Origin of the sequence: Streptomyces sp. NBC_01549 (genome assembly GCF_026339955.1) — a bacterium.
Taxonomy (GTDB): Bacteria; Actinomycetota; Actinomycetes; order Streptomycetales; family Streptomycetaceae; genus Streptomyces.
Window position 1 is genome coordinate 469,627 of the sequence record NZ_JAPEPW010000004.1, and the last position, 23,314, is coordinate 492,940.

A 23,314-nucleotide genomic window follows, 5' to 3' on the forward strand; every position below is an offset into this window, starting at 1 on the left:
CAGGAGGTACCGTGGTCAAGGGCTATTGGGTCAGCGCCTACCGCACCATTGCGGACCCCGAGAAGCTGGCTGCCTACAACAAGCTGGCTGGTCCAGCCGTCGAGGCCGCGGGCGGGCGGCTGCTCGCCCGCGGCAGCCGGGTCGTCGCACACGACGCCGGAATCGCCGAGCGCACCGTCCTGATCGAGTTCGACAGCTTCGAACAGGCGGTCGCCGCACATGCGAGTGCGGCCTACCAGGAGGCGCTGGCCGCACTTGCTGACGGCGTCGAGCGCGACTTCCGCATCATCGAAGGCCTCGACTGACGATCGAGGCTGCGTCGGCGACGAACACGAAGCCGACTGCGAAAGATGTCTCCGTGGGGGGCGTAACCATCGTCTTCTGAGCCGTCCTGGTTCTCCGTCACTACGAACGGAGGCCGGAAGCCGCCCCCGTCCGCGCACTGTAAACAGAGGCAGGTGACCGAAACCTGCCGCACTTGTGACGCCGGACTGGCGTCACCATGCGCGCCGGAAGGGGCGCACACCCCAGGGCGATTACAGCTCACACAGAACGTTCGAAACTCACCCAGGCGACATGTGACTCTCTGGTCGACACGAGGTACCGCCACGGTCTTCCCTCACGGCCTGACGCCCACCACCTGCCACAGGCGTCTCACAGCTGTCGCTCTCCTGCGCCCGAAAAGGGCGCTCACAACCGAACCGTGTCCGCTCCTGGCGTCCGCACACTTCCTGCCCTGGGCAGGAAGTCCGACACTGGACATGACTGCCGACCACGTGGGAGCACCTCGCCGATCACCATCACCATATGATCAGGCTACTGTCCAGTAGAGGGCTGCATGTCTCTTGCACAGGCCTGGGTACCATGCGACGCGTCATTGATGAGAGGGAGTGAACGGTTGTGACCAGCCAATCAGCCGCCACACTCCGATCGCGGTATAGCGAGCAAGCCGCGTCGGATCTTGAGGAGAATCGCCGTCGACAACAGGAACTGGCGGAGCAAATCACGATGTTGAAGCAGGAGGAAGCCCTCCTGGTTGACATTCTGACCCTCGCCGAGCGGTACGAGTGTTTGCCGGACCCGTCGCCGCGGCCTGACCAGGCGCGGAGCGGAAACGTGCTCGGGACTGGAACGCAGGTACGTGAAGACACTTCCATCCCGTCCGGAAGAACATCACGGCGGTCTTCCTCGCCCACGACCCGGCGCACGCGCCCGACGCAGTCCGGCGCGAAGGGTAAGTCGCGCCAGCCTCTGCTCGGAGACATCCTGCTGAGCCTGCTCGGGGGGCACACGGAGCCCCGCCTTGCGAAGGAGCTGTGGGACGAGCTGCTGGCAAAGCACCCGGACCGGAATCCGACGCCCCAGGTCGTGCGGAACACCATCGAGTCGCTGGTCGCCAAGGGCCGCGTCCAGCGTCACAAGCAGCAGCGATCGGTGATGTACACCCTCGCGCAGCCAGACGCCTCCAGCACGACCGAGGATGCCGACTGACCGGACATGGTCGGCCTCCGCGTGTACGCAAGGTGTGTCCCGCCCGCCGAACCAGGCGGGGCGCATCGGGTGCGGAAGGCCACGGACAACGTATTTAGAAATACATTATCGTGCGTGATACGTGCGCTTTAGTTTGCACAGATTACGGGACGGTGGATCGCCTGTCGCGTCCGCGCCGTGAATCACGGCTCCTACTCACAACCGCTCGTTTAACATCCCCTTTCCGGAGTACATGGTCCTGGCGCACCTCTCCGAGGTGACGCACAACCGAATGCGGATGGGCGACCTCGCCAACCCGTGCAGACTGTCGCTACCGTCGCAGGGCGAACGCGTTGGAGCAGGCCTGGCCGCTGACCGAGCACCGTGACATCGTCACGCACCGCCTCGTGCCGGATCACCTTGCCGTCGCGCAGGCTCAGCACGACGCGGCCAGGGCACCAAAAGGTTCACACCTGTGCCCGGACGGGCCCTTGATCTGGACATGTTTCCTTTATGTCCACGTTGAAGACGTCGGCAGGGTTCACATGCTCCGCGCGAGAGCCGTCGTGCACGAAGCACGTATTCGGCGGATGCACAGATACGTATATACCCCGGCTGCCGGGTCCTGGGCGTCGGCGATTATGCTGAACCAGGCATGGGCGGGACCTTCGGCGTCTCCGCGACGGGTACGTGCGGCTCCGCGCGTTCCCAGGTCAGGACGCCCGTGCGGGGTTTGCCTTGGACGCTCAGCGGTGCCGGCGGTGCCAGTTGCAGCGTCTTTCCGTCCAGCCGTGCCACCCTGGTCCCGTACTCCTGCCGCTGCTCCCCGAACAGCGGCCGGTCCGGGGTCGTGATCTGGGCGGACATGTACCCGTCGGCGGTGTACATGATGAGGCCGAGCGGGTGTTCACCGTAGGGTCGCACCACCTCCCCGTCGTCCACGGAGGTGGCCTCGTAGGAGACCAGGCGCCAGGTTCCGATGAGGGCGGCACGCAGTTCGTCGGGGGTCATGGATCCGCCGCTTCCTTCCACCGCTTCACAGCAGTTGGTCCATGGTGATGGGCAGTGAGCGGATACGGCGGCCGGTCGCGTGGAAGATCCCGTTGGCGATGGCGGGTGCCAGACCGACCAGGCCTATCTCTCCGATGCCCTTGGTGCCGATCGGGTTGGCGCGGTCCCAGGAGCCGACGAACTCGATCTGCATATCGGGGATGTCGGCGTTGACCGGCACGATGTAGTCGCCGAGGGTGGCGTTGGCGATGCGTCCGGTTCCGGCGTCGCTGGCCGTCTCCTCGAAGAGGGCCATGCCGATCCCGCCGACGGTCCCGCCGATGATCTGGCTGCGCGCGGTCTTCTCGTTGAGGATGCGTCCGCCGTCGATGACGGAGACGGCTCGGGCGACGCGGATACGGCCCAAGTCCGGGTCCACGCGCACCTCGACGTACTTCGCGCCGAACGCTCCGGCCGGTGCCATGCCCAGCTCCTGCGACGTGGCGGGAACGCTCTCGCCCTCGGCCGTCAGCTCGGGCCTGTGATGCCGGGCGAGGATGTCCCGGTACGACTCGAACCGGGCCGGGTCGTCGCGCCGCCGGATGCCTCCGCCGACGGCCTCGACGTCGTCGATCGTGCAGCCGTGCAGCGGGGAGTCGGTGTCGCCGTCGGCCACCAGGTCCAGGACGTCGCCGATGATTTTCCGGCAGGCTTCGTAGATCGCGCTGCCGATCGCGCTCGTGAGTCCGGATCCGCCCGTCTGGGGGGCCAGGGGCATGGTGGACTCGCCGAGCCCCACGGTGACCTGTCCGGGGTCCAGGCCCAGCAGTTCGGCCGACAGCTGGACGAAGACGGTGTACGCGCCGTTACCGATCTCCGTTCCCGCGCTGCACACGTACGCGGTGCCGTCGCGGCGGATCGTGACCCGTGCCAGGCAGCGGGCGCGGAACCACGGGTAGCCGACCGCCGCCAGCCCGTACCCGACGAGCATCCCGTCCTCGCGCATCGAGCGCGGCTCGGGATCGCGCCGGGACCAGCCGAAGAGCTCGGCGCCGCGTTCGAGGCATTCCCGGTGTGCGCGGCTGGACCACGGCATGCCCGACGGGGGGTGCGGGTCGGCGTCGTTGCGCAGGCGCAGTTCCAGCGGGTCCATGCCGAGCTTGTACGCGAGCTCGTCCATCGCGCATTCCAGCGCGTAGTTGCCCGTCGACGCTCCCGGACCGCGCATGGAGTTCGGGACGGGAATGTTGAGGCGGGCCTGCGTGTCGTGGGTGGCGACGTTCGGGCAGGCGTAGGACGTGGCGGACACGGTCGCGGTGGGCTCGAAGTTGTCGTCGTCCATGGCGGCGGCGGTGAGTGCCTCGTGATCGATGGCCACGAGGCGGCCGTCGCGTGTCGCGCCGAGCCGTATCCGCTGCCGGCCCTTGGGCCGGTGGCCGCAGGCGGTGAACATCTGCGGCCGGGTCAGGGCGAGTTGACCGGGCGCCCGGTCACCCGGGCGGCCAGCGCGGCCAGGATGACATGCGGCCAGACCCGCAGTCCGGCTCCGAATCCTCCCCCGACGTAGGGCGCCATGACGTGGACGGACTCCTCGGGGATGCCGAAGGTCTCCGCCAGCGAGGTGCTCTCCAGGGAGGCCCACTGGGTCGAGTTGTTGATCAGCAGGGTGTCGCCCTCCCAGCGGGCGACAGTGGTGAGGGGGCCCATCGGGTTGTTGGTGTTGTCCACCGTGAGGTAGGTCTCGTCCAGCTGTACTTCGGCGGCGGCCAGCGCCCCTGCCGTGTCCCCCCACGCGGCGTCCCGCTTCCAGGGGTTCGTCCGCAGTTCGGCGCGGGGGTCATCCAGTTCGAGCAGGGCCGGTTGCGCCGCGTAGTCGACACGGACGAGGCCGGCCGCCTCGGTGGCCTCCTCGAAGGTGTCCGCCACCACCACCCCGACGTGCTGGCCATAGTGCAGGATCACGTCGTCCTGGAGGGGGGCGGGCGGAGACACGCCCAGGGACGTCATGGGTCCCCGTTCGAGGTGTCCGGCGTTGAGGTGGGTGAGAACGCACACGACTCCGGGGGCAGCTTCGGCCTGCGTCGTGTCGATCTCGGTGATCCGCCCGGAGCCCACCGTGCTGCGCACGAGGACCGCGTGGGCCATGCCGGGATAGGCGAAGTCGCTGGGGTACGAGGCTTTGCCGGCCACCTTGAGCGGACCGTCGACACGGTTGACGCCGGGCCCGAGCAGCCGGGGGCGTGAGATCGTCGTCATGAGGTGACTCCCGTGACGGTGCGCAGTGTGCGTACGAGCGTGCGCTGGGCCAGTTCCACCTTGAAGGCGTTCTGCGGAAGGGGTACGGCCCCGGCCAGGGCCGCTCTGGCGGCGCCGGCGAACACCTCGCCGCTCGCGCGGCTGCCGGTCAGTACCGCTTCCGCCTCCAGGGCGCGCCAGGGCACCGTCGCCACGCCGCCCAGACCCACCCGGGCCCACCGGATGACGTCGTCGTCTCCGAGCACCACGGCCACCGCGGCGGAGGCCAGGGCGAACTCGTAGCTCGTCCGGTCGCGGACCTTCAGGTAGTCCGACCGGGCGCCCTCCGGCAGCAGCGGTATCTCCACGGCGGTGATGAGTTCTCCCCGGCGCAGCTCGTTCTCCACGTCCGGGGTGTCGCCCGGGATCCGGTAGAAGCCGCTCAACGGGATCTCGCGGCGGCCGTGCGCGCCCGCGATGTGCACGACCGCGTCCATCGCGATCAACGCGACCGCGACATCGGAGGCGTGCGTGGCGATGCAGTGCGTGCTGGTTCCCAGCACCGCGTGCGTTCGGTGCGAGCCGGTGATGGCGGCGCACCCCGTGCCCCGCTCGCGTTTGTTGCACGCCGGGACCGTCGGATCGCGGAAGTACCGGCAGCGGGTGCGCTGCAGCAGGTTGCCGCCGATCGTGGCCATGTTGCGCAGCTGGACCGAGGCACTGCGCAGCAGAGCCTCCCTCACGAAGGGCAGGCGGCGTACCACCACGGGCTCGGCCGCCAGCTCCTCCATCGTGACCAGCGCCCCGACGACCAGCGTGCCCTGGCGCTCCTCCATGCCGCGCAGCGGCAGCCGGGTGATGTCGATGAGGTGGCTGGGCCGCAGTACGCCGTCCTTCATCAGGTCCAGCTCGGTGGTGCCTCCGGCGAGGAAGTCGGCCTCGTCGTGCGCCTCCGCCTCGGCCAGGGCCGCGGACACCTCACGGGCCTGCACGTACTCAAAGGGTCTCATCGTGATCACCAGCCGCTTCCCGGATCGCGGCCACGATGTTCTCGTAGGCGCCGCAGCGGCAGATGTTCCCGCTCATGTACTCGCGGATCTCCTCGGGCGTACCGGTCCTGCCCTCGGACAGCAGGCCGAGCGCGGACATGATCTGCCCCGGCGTGCAGTAACCGCACTGGAAGCCGTCATGCCGCAGGAACGCCTCCTGCACCGTGTGCAGCTGCTCGTCGGTGCCGACGCCTTCGATGGTCGTCACGTCCCGGCCGTCGCATTGCGCGGCGAGCATGAGGCACGACAGCACGCGCTTGCCCTCGACGTGGACCGTACAGGCACCGCAGGTGCCCTGGTCGCAGCCCTTCTTCGTGCCGGTCAGACCCAGCCGGTCGCGCAGCGCGTCGAGCAGGGTGACACGTGCGTCCACGCGTAGGGGGTACTTCGTGTTGTTGACCCGCAGGGTGAACTCCGCCTGGGGAACGGCCCGTGTCGCGCCGGGCTTTGCCCGCATTGTCATGACACCTCGGTCTCCGGCGCCCCCCATCGCCTGTTCCACAGGTCACGGCACACGACGCGGCGGGCGCACTCCCCCCACCCCCCTGCGCTGTTACCACGGCATGCGGTGACCCGCCAATCTGGTTCCACCGTAGGAGTCCCGACGGCACACCGCATCCGCACGATCGATGGCCGGCACTGCGGCGGGCCCGGCAAGTGGCGGCTTCTTCACCTTCCGCGCCTGGCGGCGCCCGGCCGTGGCCGTTTTCCGCGTCCCTGGTGGAGGGGCACGGTGAGTGAGCGGGGCGGCTTCGGATCAGCGCAGTCCGACCGCGCGCTGGACGGTGTCGCCCCGTGTATCGGAGACCGTGCACCCGCAGGCTCAGGAAGCTCGCACCGGGCAGTTGCGTGCCGGGGCCAGATCTTGCCGCCCTCGGACAGGAAGTCGTTGAAGGGGTCGACCAGCAGGACGGATGTGCGGCAGGGGTCATGGGCGGGGCACGGTTTCCACTCCAATCTATATGACTGTCATCATCCACATGTCAGATTGCTTCCATCATCCTGAAAGTCAAGCCCAAGCAGCTTTCCGCCCCATATCGGACGTGGATGTATGATGAAGGTCATCCAGTTGCGCGGCGCCCCCACTACGCCGCCCCGCGGAAGGCAGGCACGGACATGGGCCACTCGCAGGCAGAGAAGGCGGCGACCCGCGCACGCGTCCTGCAGCTCGCTTCACGCAAGGTCCGCACCGAAGGCGTCACCCGTCTCGGCATCGCGGAGCTGATGAACGAGGCCGGACTCACCCACGGCGGCTTCTACAAGCACTTCGCCTCACGCGACGACCTGATCGCACAGGCCGCAGCCGTCGCACTGGCCGAGGGCACAGCAAAGATGGAACGCGCCGCGAACAAGAACGAGCAGGACGCGCGCGCCGGTCTCATCGACGCCTACCTCACCAAACGGCACCGGGACGCGCCGGCCACCGGCTGCGCGGTCGTCTCCCTCGGCGCCTCCGCAGGACGCAACGATTCGGACTTCAAGGACGCGTACGAGAAACAGGTCCGCGCCTACCTGGAGCTCATCGAAGGCCTCGACGACTCCGACGACGCCCGCGCCGAGGCCATGCTCACCCTCAGCGCACTCGTCGGCGCCCTGCTCATGTCCCGGGCCGTAGCCGACAAGAACTTCTCCGACGAACTACTGCAGACCGTCGCCGAGCGCCTGAAGCAGCGCGGGCCACAGGCCTCGCCGACCCTCGCCTGACCACAGCCTCAGGCCCGAGCGCCGACCCGGCCCGTTCGCTCCCGCCCCGCCCAGCTCACCAACCGCACCCGACGTCGCCGCGTTGCGCGAACCGCACATGCTCCGGCGAGACGAGCCGGTATCAGAGGAGTGCGGCAACGGCGACCCGGCGCAGGACGCCCTCGGCCCGGTCCCACGTCCAGCCACTCCCCACCACCAGCGTGCGCCAACCCAGGAGCCCGAACCAGCCATGCTCAGCTCTCATGTGTGAAGGTGCGCCGCGGTCCAGGCTGGCCGACGGCGGGAGCGGGAACCCCTCGACCAGCTTGCGGACCGGGTCTCTGAGGGCCGGCTGACCGCTTTCCTGGATTCCGGCCTCGCTCCGCCACTGGATGCGCGCCGCCCAGAAGCCGTTGCCGTCGCCGCGCGGCAGGATCAGGTCGTGGACGGTACCGTCCGGTGCCGTGAGCGTGGGCTTTCCGGCAACGGTGCCGTGGCGCCACCGGTCCGGTGCGGCCTGGGGCTTCCACGGCGGGGGCGGTGCGCCGGGTGCCCGGGTCCGTCCATGGTCCTGTCCGCCGGGCCGTCCACGGAGGTTTCGGCCGTGGACGGCTCCGTCGGCGGCCCGAAGAGCATCACCTGCCGAACGGACTCGCCCCCGGGAAGGGCGATCCGGAAGTGCCGGTCCTTCAAGACCGGAGCCTCCGGACCGGCAAGCCCGGTGGGACCACCCGGCATGCAGGGGCCCGATACTGAGACGGCGCGACCGCGCGAAAGTTTCGTCCACGCGACAGTGCGGAGAGGACCTCACACGTCATGTGGGCCGTCACCGGGAGCCGATCGGCTGGTGGTGTGCCTCTCAACCGTGAACCTCGCCGCCCCTCGCACTCGTGTACCGAGTGAAGACTCCCGCCGTCGAGGATATTTGGCTGGCCTCAGCGGTGGGACAGGTGGTCGCCCTCGCGACTTCCCCCGTAGTGAGGGCGACCGCCATGCTCCCTGTCGATACCGACCTTCCCCCCGGCAGAACTGCTCTCGCGGTCCTTTCCTCCACGGATCAGAGCCCCGCCACGGCCCCGATGTCACGCAGCTTTCCCAGCGCCCGTTGTGGGGAAGCGAGCACCGGGAAACGGGCGGCACCACTCCCCTGCCCGCCGAACTCTGCGAAGCTGTCGCCGCGTTGGGCGACGCGATCTGTGCTGCCACAGACTGCTTCTGCCTCGCACCGGCGTCCGGAGACAGCAACTGGTTCGAAGTGTCCGGCAGCAGTCGCGGGGTCGCACTCGGCCGCTGATTCACGCGGCAGCACATCATGGGGCGGCGACAGCCCACACCGTCCATGAATCTGTATCTGACAGTCCATCATTTTCTTCGTCAGGAACGATTCTCCGCTCAGGGCCTCTCTCTGGGTATGGCGCTCCAATTGGCCAGAAGCCGCTGTGCTGAGCCCGTTTCAGCGGTCACAGTGAGCTGCTCGTACACCGGCCTCGACCGCAGCGGGGACGCGTAGGCCGTCGAGGAGCAGATCCAGGCCCCGGTGAGTGTCTGAGTCTCGATAGCTCACGCCACGCAGCGGGCGGGCCAGTCGAGACATCGAGACGACGAGCTCGTGGAGTCCGAGGGTCTCCCTCGCTTCCCGCTCCGCGTGCTCGGCCGGGCGGCCCCGCGCGAGCGAAGCGGCAAGCTCCCGCGCCGCCGATTTCCCACAGGCGCCCCTAGGTGCCCAGTAGTCCGCACGATTGTCATCCCTGGTCGGCCGCCACCGAGCACCCGGGCCGGAGCGCGACGCACGTCTATGCGTGACCTGGAAGGAGCACTTCGAGATGATGATCGTGGCCGAGCCTGGGTATAGTGCAAGCAGTACCTCTTACTCAGGCACAGGGGCCCCGCCGATGCATCGGCGGGGCCCCTGTATTTGTACTGTCAGGCCACCTGAAGGTTGGGGCGTCCTTCCGCGGGAGGCACTGAGGCGTAGGCGGGCAGCTTGAGGTTGGGCAGCTCGCCGGCCTTGATGTTCACGATGGCCTGCCGGAATGAGGTCTCCATGGCCTCGGGACTCTCGTACTTGGCTGCGAGGGGGTGCAGCCGGTAGGAGTTGCCCTTGCCGCCGTCCTCGTTCTTCGGGCGCAGCACGATGTTGAGGTCGCACAGCGGGGCGATGAGGTTGCTGATGGCCTGGGGGGTGACGCGGTATTCCCTGGCCATGTCCTTCTGCTTTATGGGCAGGTGGCCGCCGAAGTTTGATCGGTAGAGAAGGTAGTTGAGGAACTTCACCGAGGATCCGGAGATCGGGAGCGCCCAGATGCGCTCGGAGACGACCGGAGACAGCACCTCAGCCATCGGTATCCCTTTCTCGTCGTGTGCAGCGGGTTGGTTGGTGGATGTGTATCACCCGGTGCGTTTTCCTCTGTTGTAGTTCGTCTGCTGGGTGAAACCGAGGTCCAGCTCCTCCTGGTGCAGGTCGGGTCCGATGGCGTTGGGGAAGGCCTCCGGGTCGCGGTCGTGCTGGGCGGCGATCTGTTCGAGAACGGCGTGCTGGGCGGTGCTGTTCCCATGGAACCAGAGTTTCACGTTCAGCTGGATGACGCCGTTGCCGAGTTGCTCGACCCACTTGTAGCCGACCAGGGCCCGGACGGCGCGGTTCACCGTGGAGCGGGTGATGCGCTTGCCGTCTTTTTTCTCGGCGAGCCTGTTGAGGCCGTCGGTGATCTCCTGCTGGGTGTACTGGGCGACTCCAGTGCCCCGCTCCTGGCCGCCGGCGACGTACAGGAACACGCAGAGCTGGGACTTGGTGATGGAATTGGCGACGGCCAGCTGTGCCAGCAGCTGCGTGAACCAGTTGCTCGCCAGGCTGTAGCCGGCATCGCCCGCCATGTCGTGCACGGCCCGGTGGGCAGGCTCGTACTCGAAGGTGACGTTCTTGAGCCTACGACGATCACGTGGGTCGGTGCTCGGGCTGCTTTGGCCAAGCTGCTCGCCCAGAACCTGCAACAGGTCGTCGAAGCCGAGGTCCTCAGATGCTCCGCTGGGGACAACTCGTGGTCGTGGGCTCCGGGGTGCTGGTGGATCAGATGTCACAGGACCTCCTTCATTACTCAGGCGATCCAGAGACTAGCCCAAAAATCAACTAGAGCTTGTCTTTTGCTGCGTCGGCGTGCCGACGAGCCCTCTGCGCACATCACCCGTGCCGGGCGCGCTCCAAAAATCAACTGGGCATGGATATTCAGGGCGCCAAGGCACTAGAACTCAAGCAACACTTGATTTCTAGTGCCGCAATGGCAGCACATTTCATGTACCTGAAGCGTTCCGACACCCCCCTTGCCCCCCCCTCGGCCCCTCCCTGCACAACGCCCTGACCTGCGGCGTTCCTCTCCACCACCAGGGGACTCAGAAATCAAGCAGTAGTTGATTTCCAAGCCCGAATGTGCGCGCCAGGTTGACATTCCGAGGTCGGAAATGTGCCCCCCAGAGCACTGACTGCAGTCTAAAAGCGCAGGTCAGAGGCCTAGTTTCGCTGGCGCTTCTTATTAAAGAGCCCACAAGTACTGCCCCCTTGCCCAGTTCCTGGGCACAACCTCGCATCACGGCCTTGAGTCCGTAAATATCCTATAATTGCATGAAGTACCCCATACAACCCTACACAACCTCATCCTGGACAGCGACCCACGAAAGCCAACCACCACGGCGGGTCACATACGGACTCAGGAACGGAGGCCACCGGCACCACCCACTCATCTCAACCACGCCATCTGCGTTTCAGGCCGTCACTACGCAGTTGCCGCAGCCGTTCTCATTCCTCGGTACCCGCACCTGACGTGAGGAGCGGACAAGAGCTCGCTTCACTCCTTTGCTCACGGATGCGCGAGCGAGCCCCGGACCAGCCGGCCCGGGGCTCGCGGGTTGTACGGCGACAACTACAGGTCAAATTCGATGTGTTCCACTGGTGCGCGTGGCCGCCGCGCCACTCGATCCACTGGTCGTCGTCCAGGATGCTGTCGGAATCCTGGATGCCCGCGCCTTCGAGGAACAACTTCGTCCGGACGCCGGCCGGTGACGTCCAGCAGCAGTCCGTCCAACGGCCCGCCCATGGGCGCCGCGTAGGTCTGGTGCGGCACGGGGCCTGGGCCGGGGTCGTCGTGGCCGTGGACCCGGCCGCGCAGCAGCTGCTCATCACCGTTTATCCGACCAGCGCGGACCGTGGCGGGTGAAGCGCCCCTGATCGTCGTGTAGTGCGTCGGCGCGCCGATGAGGATGCCGTTGCGCCTGTGCGACTCGCGGGCGTCCTGCAGTCGTTGGCGGGCCACCTTGAACAGCCGGCCCGTCGGGGGTCCATCTGGCCGACGCGGTCCCAGTACCGGAAGGCGCTGACCATGGTCAGTTGGGCGGCGTCGTCCAGGATGCCGGGTTCGGCCTCCTGCCAGATCAGATGCCGGCGCACCATCGGCTCGTAGTGGCGGAAGAACTCTTCGAAGCCCGCCGGACCGTATTGCTTGTCGAGAGTGTTCAACAGGATCCCCACCTCTGATCTTTGCCGACGCTTCCGAAGAACCTATGAACGAAACGCCGGCATCGAGCTGGTTGTGCGTCAACGGGCGTGTGGAATACGCATCTCAAGAACTCACGGTGCCTGCCCGGTGCCGAGGCCGTGCCCGTACGACCCGGTTCGCGGCCGTTTTCACGAACGGGATGACCAGCAGCGGGATCGCCAGGTGCAGCACGAGCCCCGCCAGCAGGGCACTCGGGCGCCGCAGCACCCGGCCCAGCGCACGGACGGGGACCTGGAGCCCGGCCGAGAACAGCACCAGCGAGAGCAGGAACGGGGCGCTGGACAGCGGCAGGCGGAACAGCGTACCGAGCGGCAGGGTGTGCGCCTGGCACAGCCATAGTCCGGGCCCGGGCAGGAGCAGGGCGCCGGCGTATGACAAGACGACCGCGCGCCCCAGCCGGCGCCGCAGCCAGGCGGTCGCGCGGTCAGTGGGCCGGGTGGTGGTGATCGGGGTATGCAAGGCGGTCTTCTTCCGTCGCGGGGGCGGGGGCGGGACGGAATGCCGCTATGCGAAGTGGGTGAGCGCAGGTGTGCATGGCGCCATGCTGCTGGTGCGGGACCGGTGAGGCGAGTCGTACCGCGCGGCAGTCAGGATGCGTTCAGGTACCCGGTACGCCGCGATCGGCTACCTCGCGCCCTCGCGCCCCTCCCCCTCGGACGGGATCTTCCGTCCGTCGTCGCTGCGGACAACCGGTGTCCACAGCCAAGGTGGAACGCCTCGTCGTCGAGGGCGATGTGCGATGAGGCGTTCATCGGTGCGGTGCGCACCGCGTCGTTCGGCTCATCCCTGCCGACGCTTGCGGTAGCGCGCGGGCTGCCACGGCGGGTTCGGCTTGCCTCCGGGGTACTGCCGCGTTCGGCGACGGCGTTGCGGCGACTTCGGAGGCGGGTACAGGGCCGCTCGCTGGCCCGGGCGGCAGGCGTCGGCCTGCCGTACGAGAGCCTGTCCGAGGAGGTCGCCGCAGCGATCGGAACGCGGCGGCTCGGCCGCTCGTAACCGCATACGGGTGCGGCTCGACCTGACCTGGAGGTCGGGCCCGCTCGCGCCCGGCAACCTCTGTGGCTGCGTGCTTCCCAAAGGAGCCAGTGCCGACCTACGAGCCCCTCCCCCAGTCAGCCGACCGCAGCTTTCCCCAGCTGTTCGCGGTGCGCCCGGGCCGTGGCCATCAGCCCGTCGAGCGTGTCCCTGGTCCGCACGAGGTCAGCGATGTGCGTGGAGAGCCGCTCGCGCTCCAGTGCCATCCGCTCCAGCGCGGAGTCGGAGTTTTCCTCGCTGGGCGCGTCGACGCAGGGCAGCAGCTCGGTGATCGTGCGGCTGGACAGGCCGGCGGCGTACAACCGCTGGATGAATGCCACCCGTTCGACCTCGCCCTCCGTGTAGTGCCGCTGCCCGCTCGGGCTACGGGTACTGGTGAGCAGCCCCTGCTCCTCGTAGTAGCGCACGGACCGGACACTGACTCCGGCGCGTGACGCGAGCTCCCCGATCCTCACAGAGCCTCCCCTGCTGAGTTCTGCGTCACAGACCCTTGCCTCTGACGTCAGTGTGAGGTTTTAGCGTAGCCGCCGTGCCCGAGGTGCGGGCACGGCGGAGCGCGAAGGAGTCCTGACATGACGACCCTCTTCACCAGCTACCGGCTCGGCGGCCTCACGCTGCCCAACCGGATGGTCATGGCCCCGATGACCCGGGTGCGGGCCGCCGCCGGTGGCCTGGCGACGTCGTCGATGGCGACCTACTATGCCCAGCGGGCCACAGCCGGGCTGATAGTGAGCGAGGGGGTGCAGCCGAGCGCGATCGGGCAGTCCAACCCCGGTACACCGGGACTGCACACCGACGAGCAGGTCGAGGCATGGCGCCTCGTGACCGCCGCCGTCCACGCCAACGGCGGCCGGATCTTCGCCCAGCTCATGCACGGCGGCCGGGTCTCACATTCCGACACCACCGGCCTGCAGCCGGTCGGGCCCTCAGCCGTCCCCGCCGTCGGCGACGTGTTCACCCCGACCGGACTCCAGCCCGCTCCGACGCCGCGCGCGCTGGACACCGCCGAAGTGCCCGAGCATGCGCGGTCGTACGGCGATGCCGCACGCCGTGCCGTCGACGCGGGCTTCGACGGCGTGGAACTCCACGGCGCCAACGGCTACCTGATCTCGCAGTTCCTCTCGTCCAACGCCAACCTGCGCACGGACCGCTACGGAGGCCCGATCGTCAACCGGATCAGGTTCGCCGTCGAGGCCGTCGCCGCCACCGTCGAGGCCGTCGGCGGGGACAGGACCGGCATCCGCTTCTCACCGGGCGGGACCTTCTGGGGAGTTCAGGAGACCGACGTCCGCGAGCTCTACACCGCGCTGCTGGCCGAACTGGCCCCCCTCGGGCTGGCCTATGTGCACCTCGAGGCCACCGCCGACGAAGAGGTGCTCGTCGCCCTGCGACGAGCGTGGCCGGGCGCCCTCATCATGAACCCCGTCCTTCCGATGGGACCGAAGCAGACCAGCCGGGACGACGCCGACCACTGGCTCGGTCTCGGCGCCGATCTCATCAGCTTCGGCCGCGCCTTCCTCGCCAACCCCGACCTGGTCGAGCGGCTGCGGGGCGGACTTCCGATCGCCCCCGTCGACGAGGGCACGTATTACCAGGGCGGTGACGCGGGCTACCTGACCTACTCGGCCCACCAGTACGCGGGTTGATTCCGAGCTGCGGCGAACGAGCGAAATCGAGTGAGGCGGGACAGCACGGGCATGTCGCTGGTTCGCACCGCTCTCCAACGTGGACCGCTATTACGCCGTAATAGATGCGGTGGGTGATCGAGACCGCCAGCTGCGCCTGAAGAAGGAGGGGGTCCCCTGCCACCATGTGGCAGGGGACCCGACGGTCCTTCATGGTCAGAGAGCCGCGTCAGCGCCATTGGATGCGGCCAACTGGTCGTGGTACCCGTTCAACAGCGCCAGCATCTTCTCGAACTCGGTGGGGCTCATCTTGCGGATCAGGTGGTGGGCGAGGAAGACCCCGTCCTCATAAGGCAGTCGGGGCGGCTTACGGCTTCCGGTATCCGGCTGCTCCGCGACCGCCGGGCTGTCGTTGGTGCGCGGTTCGGGCACAGTCTCCGTGGACTTCCCGGTCTGCTCCCCCGACGAAGACACCTCCGGATCCGGGCTGTCCTCCTGCGTCTCCGGCTCCCCTATTACGTCGTAATAGGGGGCGGCGGTCGCAGAGGGCCGAGTGTCGGTGTCGGCCGCCTGCTCCTGCGGCTCCGCCTTCTTCCGCTTCTGATCTGCCCTCTCGGCGCCCTCGCCGGCTCGCCGCTCCTTGAGCTCTTCCAGGGCCGACTGTTGTTGTTCAGCAGGCTTTTTACCCACTGCGCGCAGCAGGTCGATGGGTTCCTGGCCGATGCGTGCTTGGAGTTCGGGGGTGAGGGTGAGCAGGGCGAGCCGCTGCGACACCCAGCCCTGGGAACGGTGCAGGCGCTTGGCCAGGGCGGTCTGGGTGCCGTGGATGGCCAGCAGACGTTCCAGGGCTCGGGCCTCGTCCAGTTCCTCGAGGTCCTGGCGGTGGATGTTGGCGACCAGTGCTGACTCGAGGAGTTCGTCGACTGTGGTGCCCTGGTCGTCGCTGACCATCACCTTGATGGTGGCAAGGCCGGCTTCTCGAGCGGCCGCGAGCCGGCTACTGCCGTCGATGACGACGTGGGTGGTGTCCGGCTCGAGGTCATCTTCGTCGACCGGGTTGACCTTGGTGTAGGCGTCACGGTTCATGACCGTGATGGCCACTTTCTGCCCGTGTGTCTTGAGGCTGCCTGCGAGGTCGGTGAGGTCTCCGAGGCTGGAGCGGGGGTTGTCCGGGTTGAGGCTGATGCGGTGGACCGGGAGTTCAGTCGGCGCGGCGATGCCTTCGGTGGGCACGCCGGTGGCGGCGGCAACGGCCTGTCGGCGGGCGCTGACGCCTCGGGCCTGGGCGCCGCCGAAGCGTCCGGCGCCGAGTTGGTCGGCCTTGCTCATGAGATCTCCCTGGCCAGCGCGCGCATGCCGATCGCCTGCTGTGATTTGGGGGCGTAGGACAGCAGGGGCTGCTTCATGCGGACGGCCTCCTTCTGTTCCTTGAGGTCTCCGATGAGTCCGACGACCCGCGGATCCTTTATGTCGACCCATCCCTGGAGAGAGGAGGTGGCGATGTAGCCGCGGCGGCCGTCGTAGAGGTTGACGACGATGCCGAGGTAGTCGATGTCGATCTGCAGGTCGCCACGCAGGTCGTCGATCTGGTTGGTGAGGAGTTCATAGGCGTCGGCTGAGCTGTCCTCGGCCTGCACCACGATCAGGGCGCCGGACTGGCCGGGCTTTTCGTCGGCGCGGCGGCGGCCGTAGTAGGCGGCGGCGTCCATGCTGAGCCCGAGGCTGGGCGGGCAGTCGACGAGGATGACGTCGTAGTCGGCTTCGAGCGGGGCAAGTGCCCGCTCGAGGGCGGCTTCCCGGGCGCGTACCGCGGACAGGCGTACGTCGAGAAGGAACGCGTCGTTGCAGGCGGGCAGGAGGTGAAGGCGATCGCCGAAGTTCTCGTCGTCGATGGAGACGATGAGGTCGCGCAGATCGCCCTTGGGGTCGCCGGCCATGTGGTTGGTGAGGCTGTCGCCGTTCATCGGCAGCGGCGCGGCACCCAGCTGGTTGGTGAGGTGGCACTGCGGGTCGAAGTCGACGAGCAGGACGCGCAGTCCGAGGCCGGGAAGGTCTTCGACGTCGAGAGGGCCGTCGGCGTTCTCGCCTGCGGCGGCGGCGAGTTGTTTGGCGATGCGGACGCGGTGCAGGGTGCCGGGGTCTTCGGCCAGGGCTTCGCCGGTGCCTGCGGTGATGGCGGTCTTGCCGACGCCGCCCTTCTGGTTGCAGACGATGATGCGGCGTGTGATCGCGGGGCGTTCGATGTCCGGGGCCGGGTTGGAGTCGAGCCACAGCTTCACGGACTGGGCGAGGCCTTGAATGAGGGAGAGGCGACGGTCGGCGACGACGCTGCGAAATTCCTCCCACTGGCCTTCGGGGAGGAAGGTGGAGAAGGAATCGGCGCCCGCAGTGTCGACGCCGGCCGGTGCTGATGCCAAGTTGCACCAGTCGCTGATGCCCTGTTCGACGGCGGCCTGGATTTCGATGCCGCGCTGGGCGGCTCTGATTTTGAGGTCCTGCCGGAGCCATCCCGGCAGTTTGGAGACGACCTTCTCGCGGTCGCTGGAGGTGGCTGGCGAGGTCATGGTGGACACCTTACTAACGTTCTTGATCGTTCGCGTCATCGACACGTTAGTTAGGCAGACTTGTTATGGATGAACTGCCCGCGGAAGCCCGCTCGGCTATTACGCCGTAATAGCCGACGAGGCGTCTGGTAGTGGGCTGGTGGCCCCAACTGACCCTTTTGTTCCGTGTCACTGGGTACGGCGAAGCCGCACTGGCACTGGCACTGGCCAGGCTCGCGTGGAGATCCCCGGCACATGGACGGATCCCCCGGGCGCAGGCGGGTCTCCCTCCGGCCTCGGCAGTGCTCCGCCCTCGTTCGACCCCGCCCCGCTTGCCGCGATTCCCGGCCAGTACTCCCCCACCACCACCCCCCGAGGCACCCTCAGCAACCGACGCTCGTGGCTTCGTCCAGCCGAAGGCCAGTCCCTGATCGTTCGCCGCCTGTACCAAGACGGAACATCCGCCGCCCGGTCTGGGCGTACGCCCTCGCCGAAGCCCCGTCGCCGTTTCCTCCAGCCCAGTCGGCGCAGATCGTGTCCGGGGGGAACGCCGGGCCGGCTGTATCTCTGGTCGATGTCCGTCGCCGCCAGCACGGCAATCCGGCGACAGGCGGGGGAGAGGGCCGCCCCCGTAGGCACCCCACTCGCCTGCCCGTACGGCGGCGACGATGCTCTCGTACATGTCCGTGGTGGCGATGTCGCGAAGGGCGGACCGCTCGGTCGTACTGGAGTCCGCCCGGACTGAAGGTGGCGGCGACTGACTTCGATGGGAGTGAACACGGGGCGTTCCCGCAGCGGAACGAGCAGCCGCCACTGGGCGCAACTATTACGGCGTAATAGAGCAGCCGCTCCGCGCAGGGTGTGTTCCGGCGAAGGCATCGTTGGTGCGGCTGTCCAAGACTGACGTCGAGCTATTACGCCGTAATAGGGCTCGGCCGGTACCCGCGCCGACGCGACGGCCGCCGCGGTCACGGCAAATGAGCTCCACGCCGGGTGCACGGTGAGCCAGGCGGCGAAGGTGACTGCCTCCCGCTCGGGCAGTAGGTCGACCGGGGCACGGGTCTCGCAGTCGACCAGTACGGTGCCGTAGCTGTTGTGCTCCTTGCGCAGGGCGAACTCGTCGACCCCGAGCACCCGGGGCGTCGCCGCGAACGGGTCCGGCAGCGCCACGACCAGGGCCAGCAGAGTTGAGTGGCCTTGGCCGGCCGGGCCGGCGAGCGCCTGGCCGCGCGGCTCCCGGTACCGGTCAGCCGGAAGACAGCGCGCCGGCGTGTGTCGCCCTCGTGCGCCCCGCGAACTATTACGCCGTAATAACTGGCGCCCTTGACGTTCGACGCAGCGGACGCAGAGGAGAAATGAGCTGTCGGGTCCGAGGCGTCCTCCGGAGTGCCGGGCGCGAGGATCGTCCGACGCACTACGGATGTGCTTCTGCCAGGTTGCCGCTGCGGCCGCGCACCGACTCGGACGATCCGAGTATGGGGGAGTGCGGCGAGAAGGGCAGAAGCTGCAGCAGCTCGTGCGCCGGGGCAGTACCAGCTCGGGTCGCTATCGCCGGGCGATGATGCTGCTGGCGTTCGCCGGCGGGAACCGTGTTCCTGTGATCGCGCAGCTGGTCCAGGCCGACGAGGACACGAGGACGTCGTTGTCGCGGCTGTCCCATGCTGACGTCGACCTATTACGCCGTAATAGGGCTCGGCCGGTACTCGGCCCTTTCCCCAGCAGTCCACAAGCGGTGGTGCGGTGTCTCCGCCGACCTGGGGGAGTCTCAGTCCTTGTGGAGCACGATGGCTGTGTCTGTCCCGTCTCTCTGAGCCTGGATGAGTCTCACCGACCTGAGTGGGACGGCCTCCAATCGTCACCCTGGCCGTCGCGCTCGGCGACCATCCAGAGTCATGACAACCCGCGCTGGGGGATATCCCCCCTCCCGATCCGGGGGGACGCCGGATCGCGCCCCGTTGGGGGGCGAATCTAGCGTTCGGCCATGACTTCGACTCTGCGAAGGCACCTCGCCGTGGCACTGGGTGTCGCTACGCTGCTCGCCGCCGAGGTGGCCACCGCCGTCGCCCAGCCCGCCGGTCCCTCTCCCGTCGAGCAGTTGCGCCAGGACACCGAGGCGATCCACGCCCTCGGTATCAGCGGTGTGCAGGCCCGCGTGATCGCGCCTGACGGTCGGCAGTCGGTCGCCACCAGCGGCACCGCCGACCTGAACACCGGCCGCCCGGTCCCTTCTGACGGCTACTTCCGCATGGCCAGTACGTCCAAGACGCTGGTCGCCACCGTGGTTCTCCAACTGGAGGCAGAGGGCACGCTGTCCGTGGACGACACGGTCGACCACTGGCTGCCGGGAGTGGTGCGAGGCAACGGCAACGACGGCAGCCGGATCACCATTCGCCAACTGCTCCAGCACACCAGCGGCATCCACGACGACCTGCCCGGATACACCACGCCGGAGGAGTTCTACCAGCAGCGGTACGACGTCTACGGCCCCGAGCAGCTGGTTGCCCGCGCCATGGCCCACGCGCCGGACTTTTCGCCCGGCGAGGGCTGGGAGTACTCCAACACCGGCTACGTCCTGCTCGGCATGATCATCCAGAAGGCCACCGGGCACCCCGCCCACCAGGAAATCGAAGACCGCGTCCTGCGCCCGCTCGGCCTCGACCAGACCCGGTGGATGGGCACCTCGCCCACCCTGCCCCGGCCGCACGCCAAGGCCTACCAGCTCTTCGGCCCCGGTTCCGTGGTGGACGTCACCGACCAGATATCGGTGGACTACGAGATCCTGTCGTTCGTCACGACCACACGGGACGAGAACGGCCTCTTCCGCGCGTTGCTCGCGGGCCGACTGCTACCGACGCGACAGCTGGCCGAGATGAAGCAGACCGTCCCCGTGAGCGCGGAGGTCCAACAGCTGTGGCCCGGCGGGCGATACGGGCTCGGTCTGGTCCAGCGCCCCCTGAGCTGCGGAGGAAGCTACTGGAGCCACGAAGGCGGGGACGGCGGCTACATCACCCACAACGGCATCACCGACGACGGCAGGCGAAGCGCCGTGGTCTCCATGTCCGAGGCACGCGGCGACACCCCGGAGCACATACTGGACCAGGAGAACGCGGCCAGCGCCCTGCTCGACCACGCACTGTGCGCTGTCCCTCTTCGTCAAGAGCATTAGCACCACCGACCAGGCCGAGGCGCTCTCGTTGCCGAGAGGCACGCGCTCAGCCTTCGCCACAAGGTGGGGGAGTGGAGCCAACGATGGCGCCGCCGCGCAGTCGGTTCAGTCCGAACACACCGCGACCGCTGCGGTATAGGCCAGCTGAGCGTCTTCCGTCCTCGCCGCACGGAGCGCCGTTTCCCGCTCGACTCGCTGAAGGGCTCGTACCGTGGCGTTGAGGTAGGTCCCGAGACTGACCTTCTGGGTCGGTGTCTGGCAGTTGGGAAGAACAGCGGCGACTTCGTCCAGCCAGTCGTTGACTTCGCTGTCCGGGACGAAATCATCGCGGTGTTCGAGAAGGCGGCGCGCAACGGGGAGCAAGAGCTCGTGCCGCCGCCGCGCGGCCTCTTCAGCACGACGCTGAGCGGCAGCACGCTCGGCGATCCGGCGCTCGGCCTTCACGACGGCCTCGGGGGTGCGGCGCACCGGTTGGCCTTCGCTCTCATCATCGTTGAGAGTGAGCGCTTTGAGCCGTTTGGACTTGTTGTACGCCGCGCTCGGTCCGCCGACGGCGAGAGGGGGCGCCAAGTCGGCCCACTCGACACCGGCGGCCCGGGCCGCTTCGATCGCTTTCATCTGATGGATCTCGGCCTGCTCGCGGACGTACTCCCAGAGCAGGACTCTCTTGAGGGCGGCTGCACGTCGTGCGTCTTCGTCCGCCCTGCCAAGCGCTGAGGCGTGCGTCTCGGTGTAGAGCAGTGCGCCGAACAGTTCATCGTCTGCGGGCATCCTTCCGATGTCGGGATCCTCGGCCTTCTCGTGCAGGTCCCGCAGTTCACCGACAATCGCTGCGGTGTCCAGGGTGCCGATCCGGATGGGCCTTCTGAGCAGGGGACTTGTGCGCTTTGGCGCCCTGCGCGGTTTCGTCGCCATGTCTGAGATTGTGCCTGCCGGACCCGATTCACATTGTGTGAATCCCGCTTGGCGACGACTTTCCGACTCCTGTACTCGGGTGAGCATGGGCGTTGGCCTGCTCGGGCCTTCGGCGTTCCATGGCCTCATCGCTCCTCAGAACGGGCTGGCTCTTCGCCGCGGGCACCGCCGCAGCCGTGCTCGTGGCCGTGCTCAGACTCTTGCTGACAGCCCTGCGTAGCGCTTCCGCGTCCCTGTCTCACGAGGGGGGAGCCATGACCCAGGAGGTGGCTGCCGCCAGGGCCGGCTGGCGGCAGAGCACGTCGCCTGTCGTTCCACCAGGGCGTGTTCCCGGCGGACGGCTCCCGTCCATGGGACCGGATGATGCGGTGTGCCCTCTCGCCAGGCATCTGTGCTTGGCGAGAGGGCACACCGATGGTGAATGACCTGCCCAGCCCCCGAGGCGGTGCAGATCCAGCTCTACGGGCGGGCCCCCGTGCCGTCCGTACAGCTGCATGCGGTCTTGCGGAACGTGCCCGACAGGCGGGCAGAGATGAACAACACCGTGACCGAGGTGCTGTCTGGTCGGCTCGGCTGTGGGCTGACGAGGGTGCCGAAAGGCTTCATCGGCGGCCCGTCACCAGACGATCGAGCCGGTGTGCAGTCCGGTCTCGTTCCGTGTCGCCGATTCGTCCCCGCTGACGCCTGCTTCGGCCTGGTCTGCGGCCTCCGACAGTGCGCGATACACCACGTCCCAGCCGGGGGCCCCGTGTGGAGAGTCCTCGACGAGCCGCTCTCCCTCCCGCAAGTAGGCCAGCATCCTCTCGTGAGGAGAGGAGTGCTTCTCGTGCTCCATTTGCATCCCCTTTTCCGTGTCCCGTTTCTTCGTCTGTGGGAGGCGCTCCCTTCGTGTCGGGAGCGGTAGGTCCCGAGTCGGGACCACGGGTTTCGCCTCTCGCGACCACCGTGGTCCCGAGAGGCGAGCTACTGCTCTGCGTACGGTTCGGATATGCGCTTGGCTTTGGTCTCCGCCTTCTCCAAATCCCTGGAGACGGTCGCGGACGAGACCTTCAGCAACGCTGCGATCTCGATGCCTTTCAGGCCCCAGACGTGGGTCAGTTCCCAGACCGTCGCCTGCCGCTCGTCACGGATCGCGGCCTTCACCGCAGCCAGCAGTTCGAGGTACTCCAAGCCCGAGGTGATGTCGCACGGAGCGGTGGTGTCCGGCCACGGCCTGCCGCCCTCCGGGAGCTCGTCCGAGGGCCGTTCCAGCTGGGCTCGCATCCGTCCCAGTTCCGAGAGGAACTTGTTGCGGGCCACGACCGTCGCGAACACGATGACCGGCTTCTTGAACACGGTGCCCCTGCGGAATTCCTGGATCACCGCGAGACACGCTTCCTGGGTGACGTCGTGGGCCAGGTGGTAGTCACGCGTCATCCGCATCACCACCGCCAGAAGCCGCGGATGGACCTCCTTCAGTACCTCGCTCAGCTTCGCCTCCTTTTCACGGGACAGCCGGTCTCGTGGCCGCGCGGGACCCGCTCCTCCTGAGTTGGTTGCCATGGGCCGTCCTTCCACCGGACTCAGGCGGGGATGGACCCCGCAGAGGTTGGTTGGTAGTAGGACGCACAAGCGGCCAACTTCTTTCATCCGCCGCGAGGTTGACGGCGCAAAAATTCCGCGGCAAGGCCGTCCTGACAGGCATGGACACTCGAACCGCGCTTGCTCTGGCGCTCGGCGCGCTGGCCGTCTACGCCGCATACCGCAATCCGGAACTGGGCACTGCAATCGGCGTGGGCGTCATCGTCGTGACCCTGCTCCTGGCGTTCCTGAAGTAGTGCGACGGGCCTGCCCGAGGTCCGCTTGGCTGTCGGCAAGGGGCGCTACGACGGCGGCTACTGCATGTCGACGGGTGTGGGCTGTCGAAGGCGTGGAGGACGGCCGCGTCCTCTTCAGTCCCTAGCTCTTCAGTCCCTTTCAGTCCCTGCTCTTCAGTCCCTGGAAAAAGTGCAGGTCAAACGGGTATGCAGCCTAGTTCAGGGACTCAAGGGACTCAAGTTTGTAATTATGAGCCAGT

Annotated in this window: 21 protein-coding genes and 2 pseudogenes; 8 read left to right on the forward strand and 15 right to left on the reverse strand. The window is 67.7% G+C overall.

Annotation, left to right across the window (positions count from 1 at the left end; genetic code table 11):
* Positions 1-11 precede the first annotated feature (11 nt).
* Together OG819_RS52820 and OG819_RS52825 are read left to right on the forward strand one after the other, a co-directional pair.
* A complete protein-coding gene (locus OG819_RS52820) occupies positions 12-305 on the forward strand; it encodes a DUF1330 domain-containing protein (protein WP_248966384.1) in 294 nt (97 codons plus the stop codon).
* 595 nt (positions 306-900) lie between these two features.
* Complete coding sequence (locus tag OG819_RS52825; protein WP_266657031.1) at positions 901-1,491, forward strand: hypothetical protein; 591 nt, start codon at positions 901-903, stop codon at positions 1,489-1,491.
* Between the two features lie 618 nt (positions 1,492-2,109).
* Here OG819_RS52825 and OG819_RS52830 read toward each other — a convergent pair.
* From OG819_RS52830 to OG819_RS52850, 5 genes and pseudogenes are all read right to left on the reverse strand, one after another.
* On the reverse strand, positions 2,110-2,481 hold the full coding sequence (locus tag OG819_RS52830; protein ID WP_266657033.1) for a lipocalin-like domain-containing protein: 372 nt from the start codon (positions 2,479-2,481) through the stop codon (positions 2,110-2,112).
* Positions 2,482-2,506: 25 nt separating this feature from the next.
* Positions 2,507-3,640: a molybdopterin cofactor-binding domain-containing protein gene (locus OG819_RS52835; RefSeq protein ID WP_353963276.1), complete on the reverse strand. Its 1,134-nt coding sequence runs from the start codon at positions 3,638-3,640 to the stop codon at positions 2,507-2,509.
* A 3-nt stretch (positions 3,641-3,643) separates the two neighbouring features.
* A pseudogene (locus tag OG819_RS52840) lies at positions 3,644-4,716 on the reverse strand (xanthine dehydrogenase family protein molybdopterin-binding subunit); the annotation flags it as partial.
* Positions 4,713-5,705, reverse strand: coding sequence for a xanthine dehydrogenase family protein subunit M (locus OG819_RS52845; RefSeq protein ID WP_266636076.1), 993 nt, complete (start codon positions 5,703-5,705; stop codon positions 4,713-4,715). The gene OG819_RS52845 and the pseudogene OG819_RS52840, both read right to left, overlap by 4 nt.
* The gene (locus OG819_RS52850) at positions 5,692-6,207 is read right to left on the reverse strand and encodes a (2Fe-2S)-binding protein (RefSeq protein ID WP_266636075.1); all 516 of its coding nucleotides are present in this window, start codon (positions 6,205-6,207) and stop codon (positions 5,692-5,694) included. The genes OG819_RS52845 and OG819_RS52850 overlap by 14 nt, the downstream gene beginning before the upstream one ends.
* Before the next feature lie 653 nt (positions 6,208-6,860).
* On the opposite strand from OG819_RS52850, the gene OG819_RS52855 reads away from it, so the two are divergent.
* Entirely contained in the window at positions 6,861-7,448 is a 588-nt protein-coding gene (locus tag OG819_RS52855; protein WP_266657038.1) for a TetR/AcrR family transcriptional regulator, read from the forward strand.
* Between the two features lie 121 nt (positions 7,449-7,569).
* Here the strand turns inward: OG819_RS52855 and OG819_RS52860 are convergent, their stop codons facing one another.
* The 3 genes from OG819_RS52860 to OG819_RS52870 all read right to left on the reverse strand — a co-directional run bounded on the left by OG819_RS52860 (position 7,570) and on the right by OG819_RS52870 (position 10,418).
* Positions 7,570-7,692: a hypothetical protein gene (locus tag OG819_RS52860; RefSeq protein WP_266657040.1), complete on the reverse strand. Its 123-nt coding sequence runs from the start codon at positions 7,690-7,692 to the stop codon at positions 7,570-7,572.
* A gap of 1,658 nt (positions 7,693-9,350) precedes the next feature.
* Positions 9,351-9,767 (reverse strand): hypothetical protein, encoded by a 417-nt coding sequence (locus tag OG819_RS52865; protein WP_266434308.1) that lies wholly within the window; start codon positions 9,765-9,767, stop codon positions 9,351-9,353.
* Positions 9,768-9,815: 48 nt separating this feature from the next.
* On the reverse strand, positions 9,816-10,418 hold the full coding sequence (locus tag OG819_RS52870; RefSeq protein ID WP_266657042.1) for a hypothetical protein: 603 nt from the start codon (positions 10,416-10,418) through the stop codon (positions 9,816-9,818).
* Between the two features lie 1,016 nt (positions 10,419-11,434).
* On the opposite strand from OG819_RS52870, the gene OG819_RS52875 reads away from it, so the two are divergent.
* On the forward strand, positions 11,435-11,635 hold the full coding sequence (locus OG819_RS52875) for a hypothetical protein (RefSeq protein WP_266657480.1): 201 nt from the start codon (positions 11,435-11,437) through the stop codon (positions 11,633-11,635).
* 402 nt (positions 11,636-12,037) lie between these two features.
* Here the strand turns inward: OG819_RS52875 and OG819_RS52880 are convergent, their stop codons facing one another.
* Positions 12,038-12,433: a hypothetical protein gene (locus OG819_RS52880; RefSeq protein ID WP_266657044.1), complete on the reverse strand. Its 396-nt coding sequence runs from the start codon at positions 12,431-12,433 to the stop codon at positions 12,038-12,040.
* A gap of 653 nt (positions 12,434-13,086) precedes the next feature.
* Positions 13,087-13,464 carry a MerR family transcriptional regulator gene (locus OG819_RS52885; RefSeq protein ID WP_266636070.1) on the reverse strand — a complete coding sequence of 126 codons (378 nt, stop codon included), beginning with the start codon at positions 13,462-13,464 and terminating at the stop codon, positions 13,087-13,089.
* A 117-nt stretch (positions 13,465-13,581) separates the two neighbouring features.
* On the opposite strand from OG819_RS52885, the gene OG819_RS52890 reads away from it, so the two are divergent.
* The gene (locus OG819_RS52890; protein WP_266657046.1) at positions 13,582-14,655 is read left to right on the forward strand and encodes an alkene reductase; all 1,074 of its coding nucleotides are present in this window, start codon (positions 13,582-13,584) and stop codon (positions 14,653-14,655) included.
* Between the two features lie 195 nt (positions 14,656-14,850).
* Here the strand turns inward: OG819_RS52890 and OG819_RS52895 are convergent, their stop codons facing one another.
* Together OG819_RS52895 and OG819_RS52900 are read right to left on the reverse strand one after the other, a co-directional pair.
* Complete coding sequence (locus OG819_RS52895) at positions 14,851-15,963, reverse strand: ParB/RepB/Spo0J family partition protein (protein ID WP_266657048.1); 1,113 nt, start codon at positions 15,961-15,963, stop codon at positions 14,851-14,853.
* Entirely contained in the window at positions 15,960-17,198 is a 1,239-nt protein-coding gene (locus tag OG819_RS52900) for a ParA family protein (RefSeq protein WP_266636067.1), read from the reverse strand. Before OG819_RS52900 ends, OG819_RS52895 begins: the two co-directional genes overlap by 4 nt.
* 1,462 nt (positions 17,199-18,660) lie before the next feature.
* Here OG819_RS52900 and OG819_RS52905 point away from each other — a divergent pair.
* Both OG819_RS52905 and OG819_RS52910 read left to right on the forward strand, forming a co-directional pair.
* Positions 18,661-18,810 (forward strand): annotated as a pseudogene (locus OG819_RS52905) (IS630 family transposase); the annotation flags it as partial.
* 348 nt (positions 18,811-19,158) lie between these two features.
* Positions 19,159-20,343: a serine hydrolase domain-containing protein gene (locus tag OG819_RS52910; RefSeq protein WP_266657050.1), complete on the forward strand. Its 1,185-nt coding sequence runs from the start codon at positions 19,159-19,161 to the stop codon at positions 20,341-20,343.
* A 105-nt stretch (positions 20,344-20,448) separates the two neighbouring features.
* Here OG819_RS52910 and OG819_RS52915 read toward each other — a convergent pair whose 3' ends face one another.
* The 3 genes from OG819_RS52915 to OG819_RS52925 form a co-directional block, all read right to left on the reverse strand.
* Entirely contained in the window at positions 20,449-21,345 is an 897-nt protein-coding gene (locus tag OG819_RS52915) for a hypothetical protein (protein ID WP_266657052.1), read from the reverse strand.
* Positions 21,346-21,874: 529 nt separating this feature from the next.
* On the reverse strand, positions 21,875-22,093 hold the full coding sequence (locus OG819_RS52920; protein ID WP_266434288.1) for a hypothetical protein: 219 nt from the start codon (positions 22,091-22,093) through the stop codon (positions 21,875-21,877).
* Between the two features lie 128 nt (positions 22,094-22,221).
* Positions 22,222-22,800 (reverse strand): sigma-70 family RNA polymerase sigma factor, encoded by a 579-nt coding sequence (locus OG819_RS52925; protein WP_266657054.1) that lies wholly within the window; start codon positions 22,798-22,800, stop codon positions 22,222-22,224.
* 140 nt (positions 22,801-22,940) lie between these two features.
* Between OG819_RS52925 and OG819_RS52930 the strand changes: the two genes are divergently transcribed.
* Positions 22,941-23,075 (forward strand): hypothetical protein, encoded by a 135-nt coding sequence (locus tag OG819_RS52930; RefSeq protein ID WP_256258606.1) that lies wholly within the window; start codon positions 22,941-22,943, stop codon positions 23,073-23,075.
* The last annotated feature ends 239 nt before the right edge of the window (positions 23,076-23,314 follow it).

Coding starts and splice junctions, on each gene's coding strand:
- OG819_RS52855 (WP_266657038.1), top strand. CDS start 6,861: ATGGGCCACTCGCAGGCAGAGAAGGCGGCGACCCGCGCACGCGTCCTG.
- OG819_RS52890 (WP_266657046.1), top strand. CDS start 13,582: ATGACGACCCTCTTCACCAGCTACCGGCTCGGCGGCCTCACGCTGCCC.
- OG819_RS52915 (WP_266657052.1), bottom strand. CDS start 21,345: ATGCTCACCCGAGTACAGGAGTCGGAAAGTCGTCGCCAAGCGGGATTC.
- OG819_RS52920 (WP_266434288.1), bottom strand. CDS start 22,093: ATGGAGCACGAGAAGCACTCCTCTCCTCACGAGAGGATGCTGGCCTAC.
- OG819_RS52865 (WP_266434308.1), bottom strand. CDS start 9,767: ATGGCTGAGGTGCTGTCTCCGGTCGTCTCCGAGCGCATCTGGGCGCTC.
- OG819_RS52835 (WP_353963276.1), bottom strand. CDS start 3,640: ATGGACGAGCTCGCGTACAAGCTCGGCATGGACCCGCTGGAACTGCGC.
- OG819_RS52850 (WP_266636075.1), bottom strand. CDS start 6,207: ATGACAATGCGGGCAAAGCCCGGCGCGACACGGGCCGTTCCCCAGGCG.
- OG819_RS52875 (WP_266657480.1), top strand. CDS start 11,435: ATGCCCGCGCCTTCGAGGAACAACTTCGTCCGGACGCCGGCCGGTGAC.
- OG819_RS52860 (WP_266657040.1), bottom strand. CDS start 7,692: ATGAGAGCTGAGCATGGCTGGTTCGGGCTCCTGGGTTGGCGCACGCTG.
- OG819_RS52930 (WP_256258606.1), top strand. CDS start 22,941: ATGGACACTCGAACCGCGCTTGCTCTGGCGCTCGGCGCGCTGGCCGTC.
- OG819_RS52845 (WP_266636076.1), bottom strand. CDS start 5,705: ATGAGACCCTTTGAGTACGTGCAGGCCCGTGAGGTGTCCGCGGCCCTG.
- OG819_RS52895 (WP_266657048.1), bottom strand. CDS start 15,963: ATGAGCAAGGCCGACCAACTCGGCGCCGGACGCTTCGGCGGCGCCCAG.
- OG819_RS52925 (WP_266657054.1), bottom strand. CDS start 22,800: ATGGCAACCAACTCAGGAGGAGCGGGTCCCGCGCGGCCACGAGACCGG.
- OG819_RS52910 (WP_266657050.1), top strand. CDS start 19,159: ATGACTTCGACTCTGCGAAGGCACCTCGCCGTGGCACTGGGTGTCGCT.
- OG819_RS52900 (WP_266636067.1), bottom strand. CDS start 17,198: ATGACCTCGCCAGCCACCTCCAGCGACCGCGAGAAGGTCGTCTCCAAA.
- OG819_RS52830 (WP_266657033.1), bottom strand. CDS start 2,481: ATGACCCCCGACGAACTGCGTGCCGCCCTCATCGGAACCTGGCGCCTG.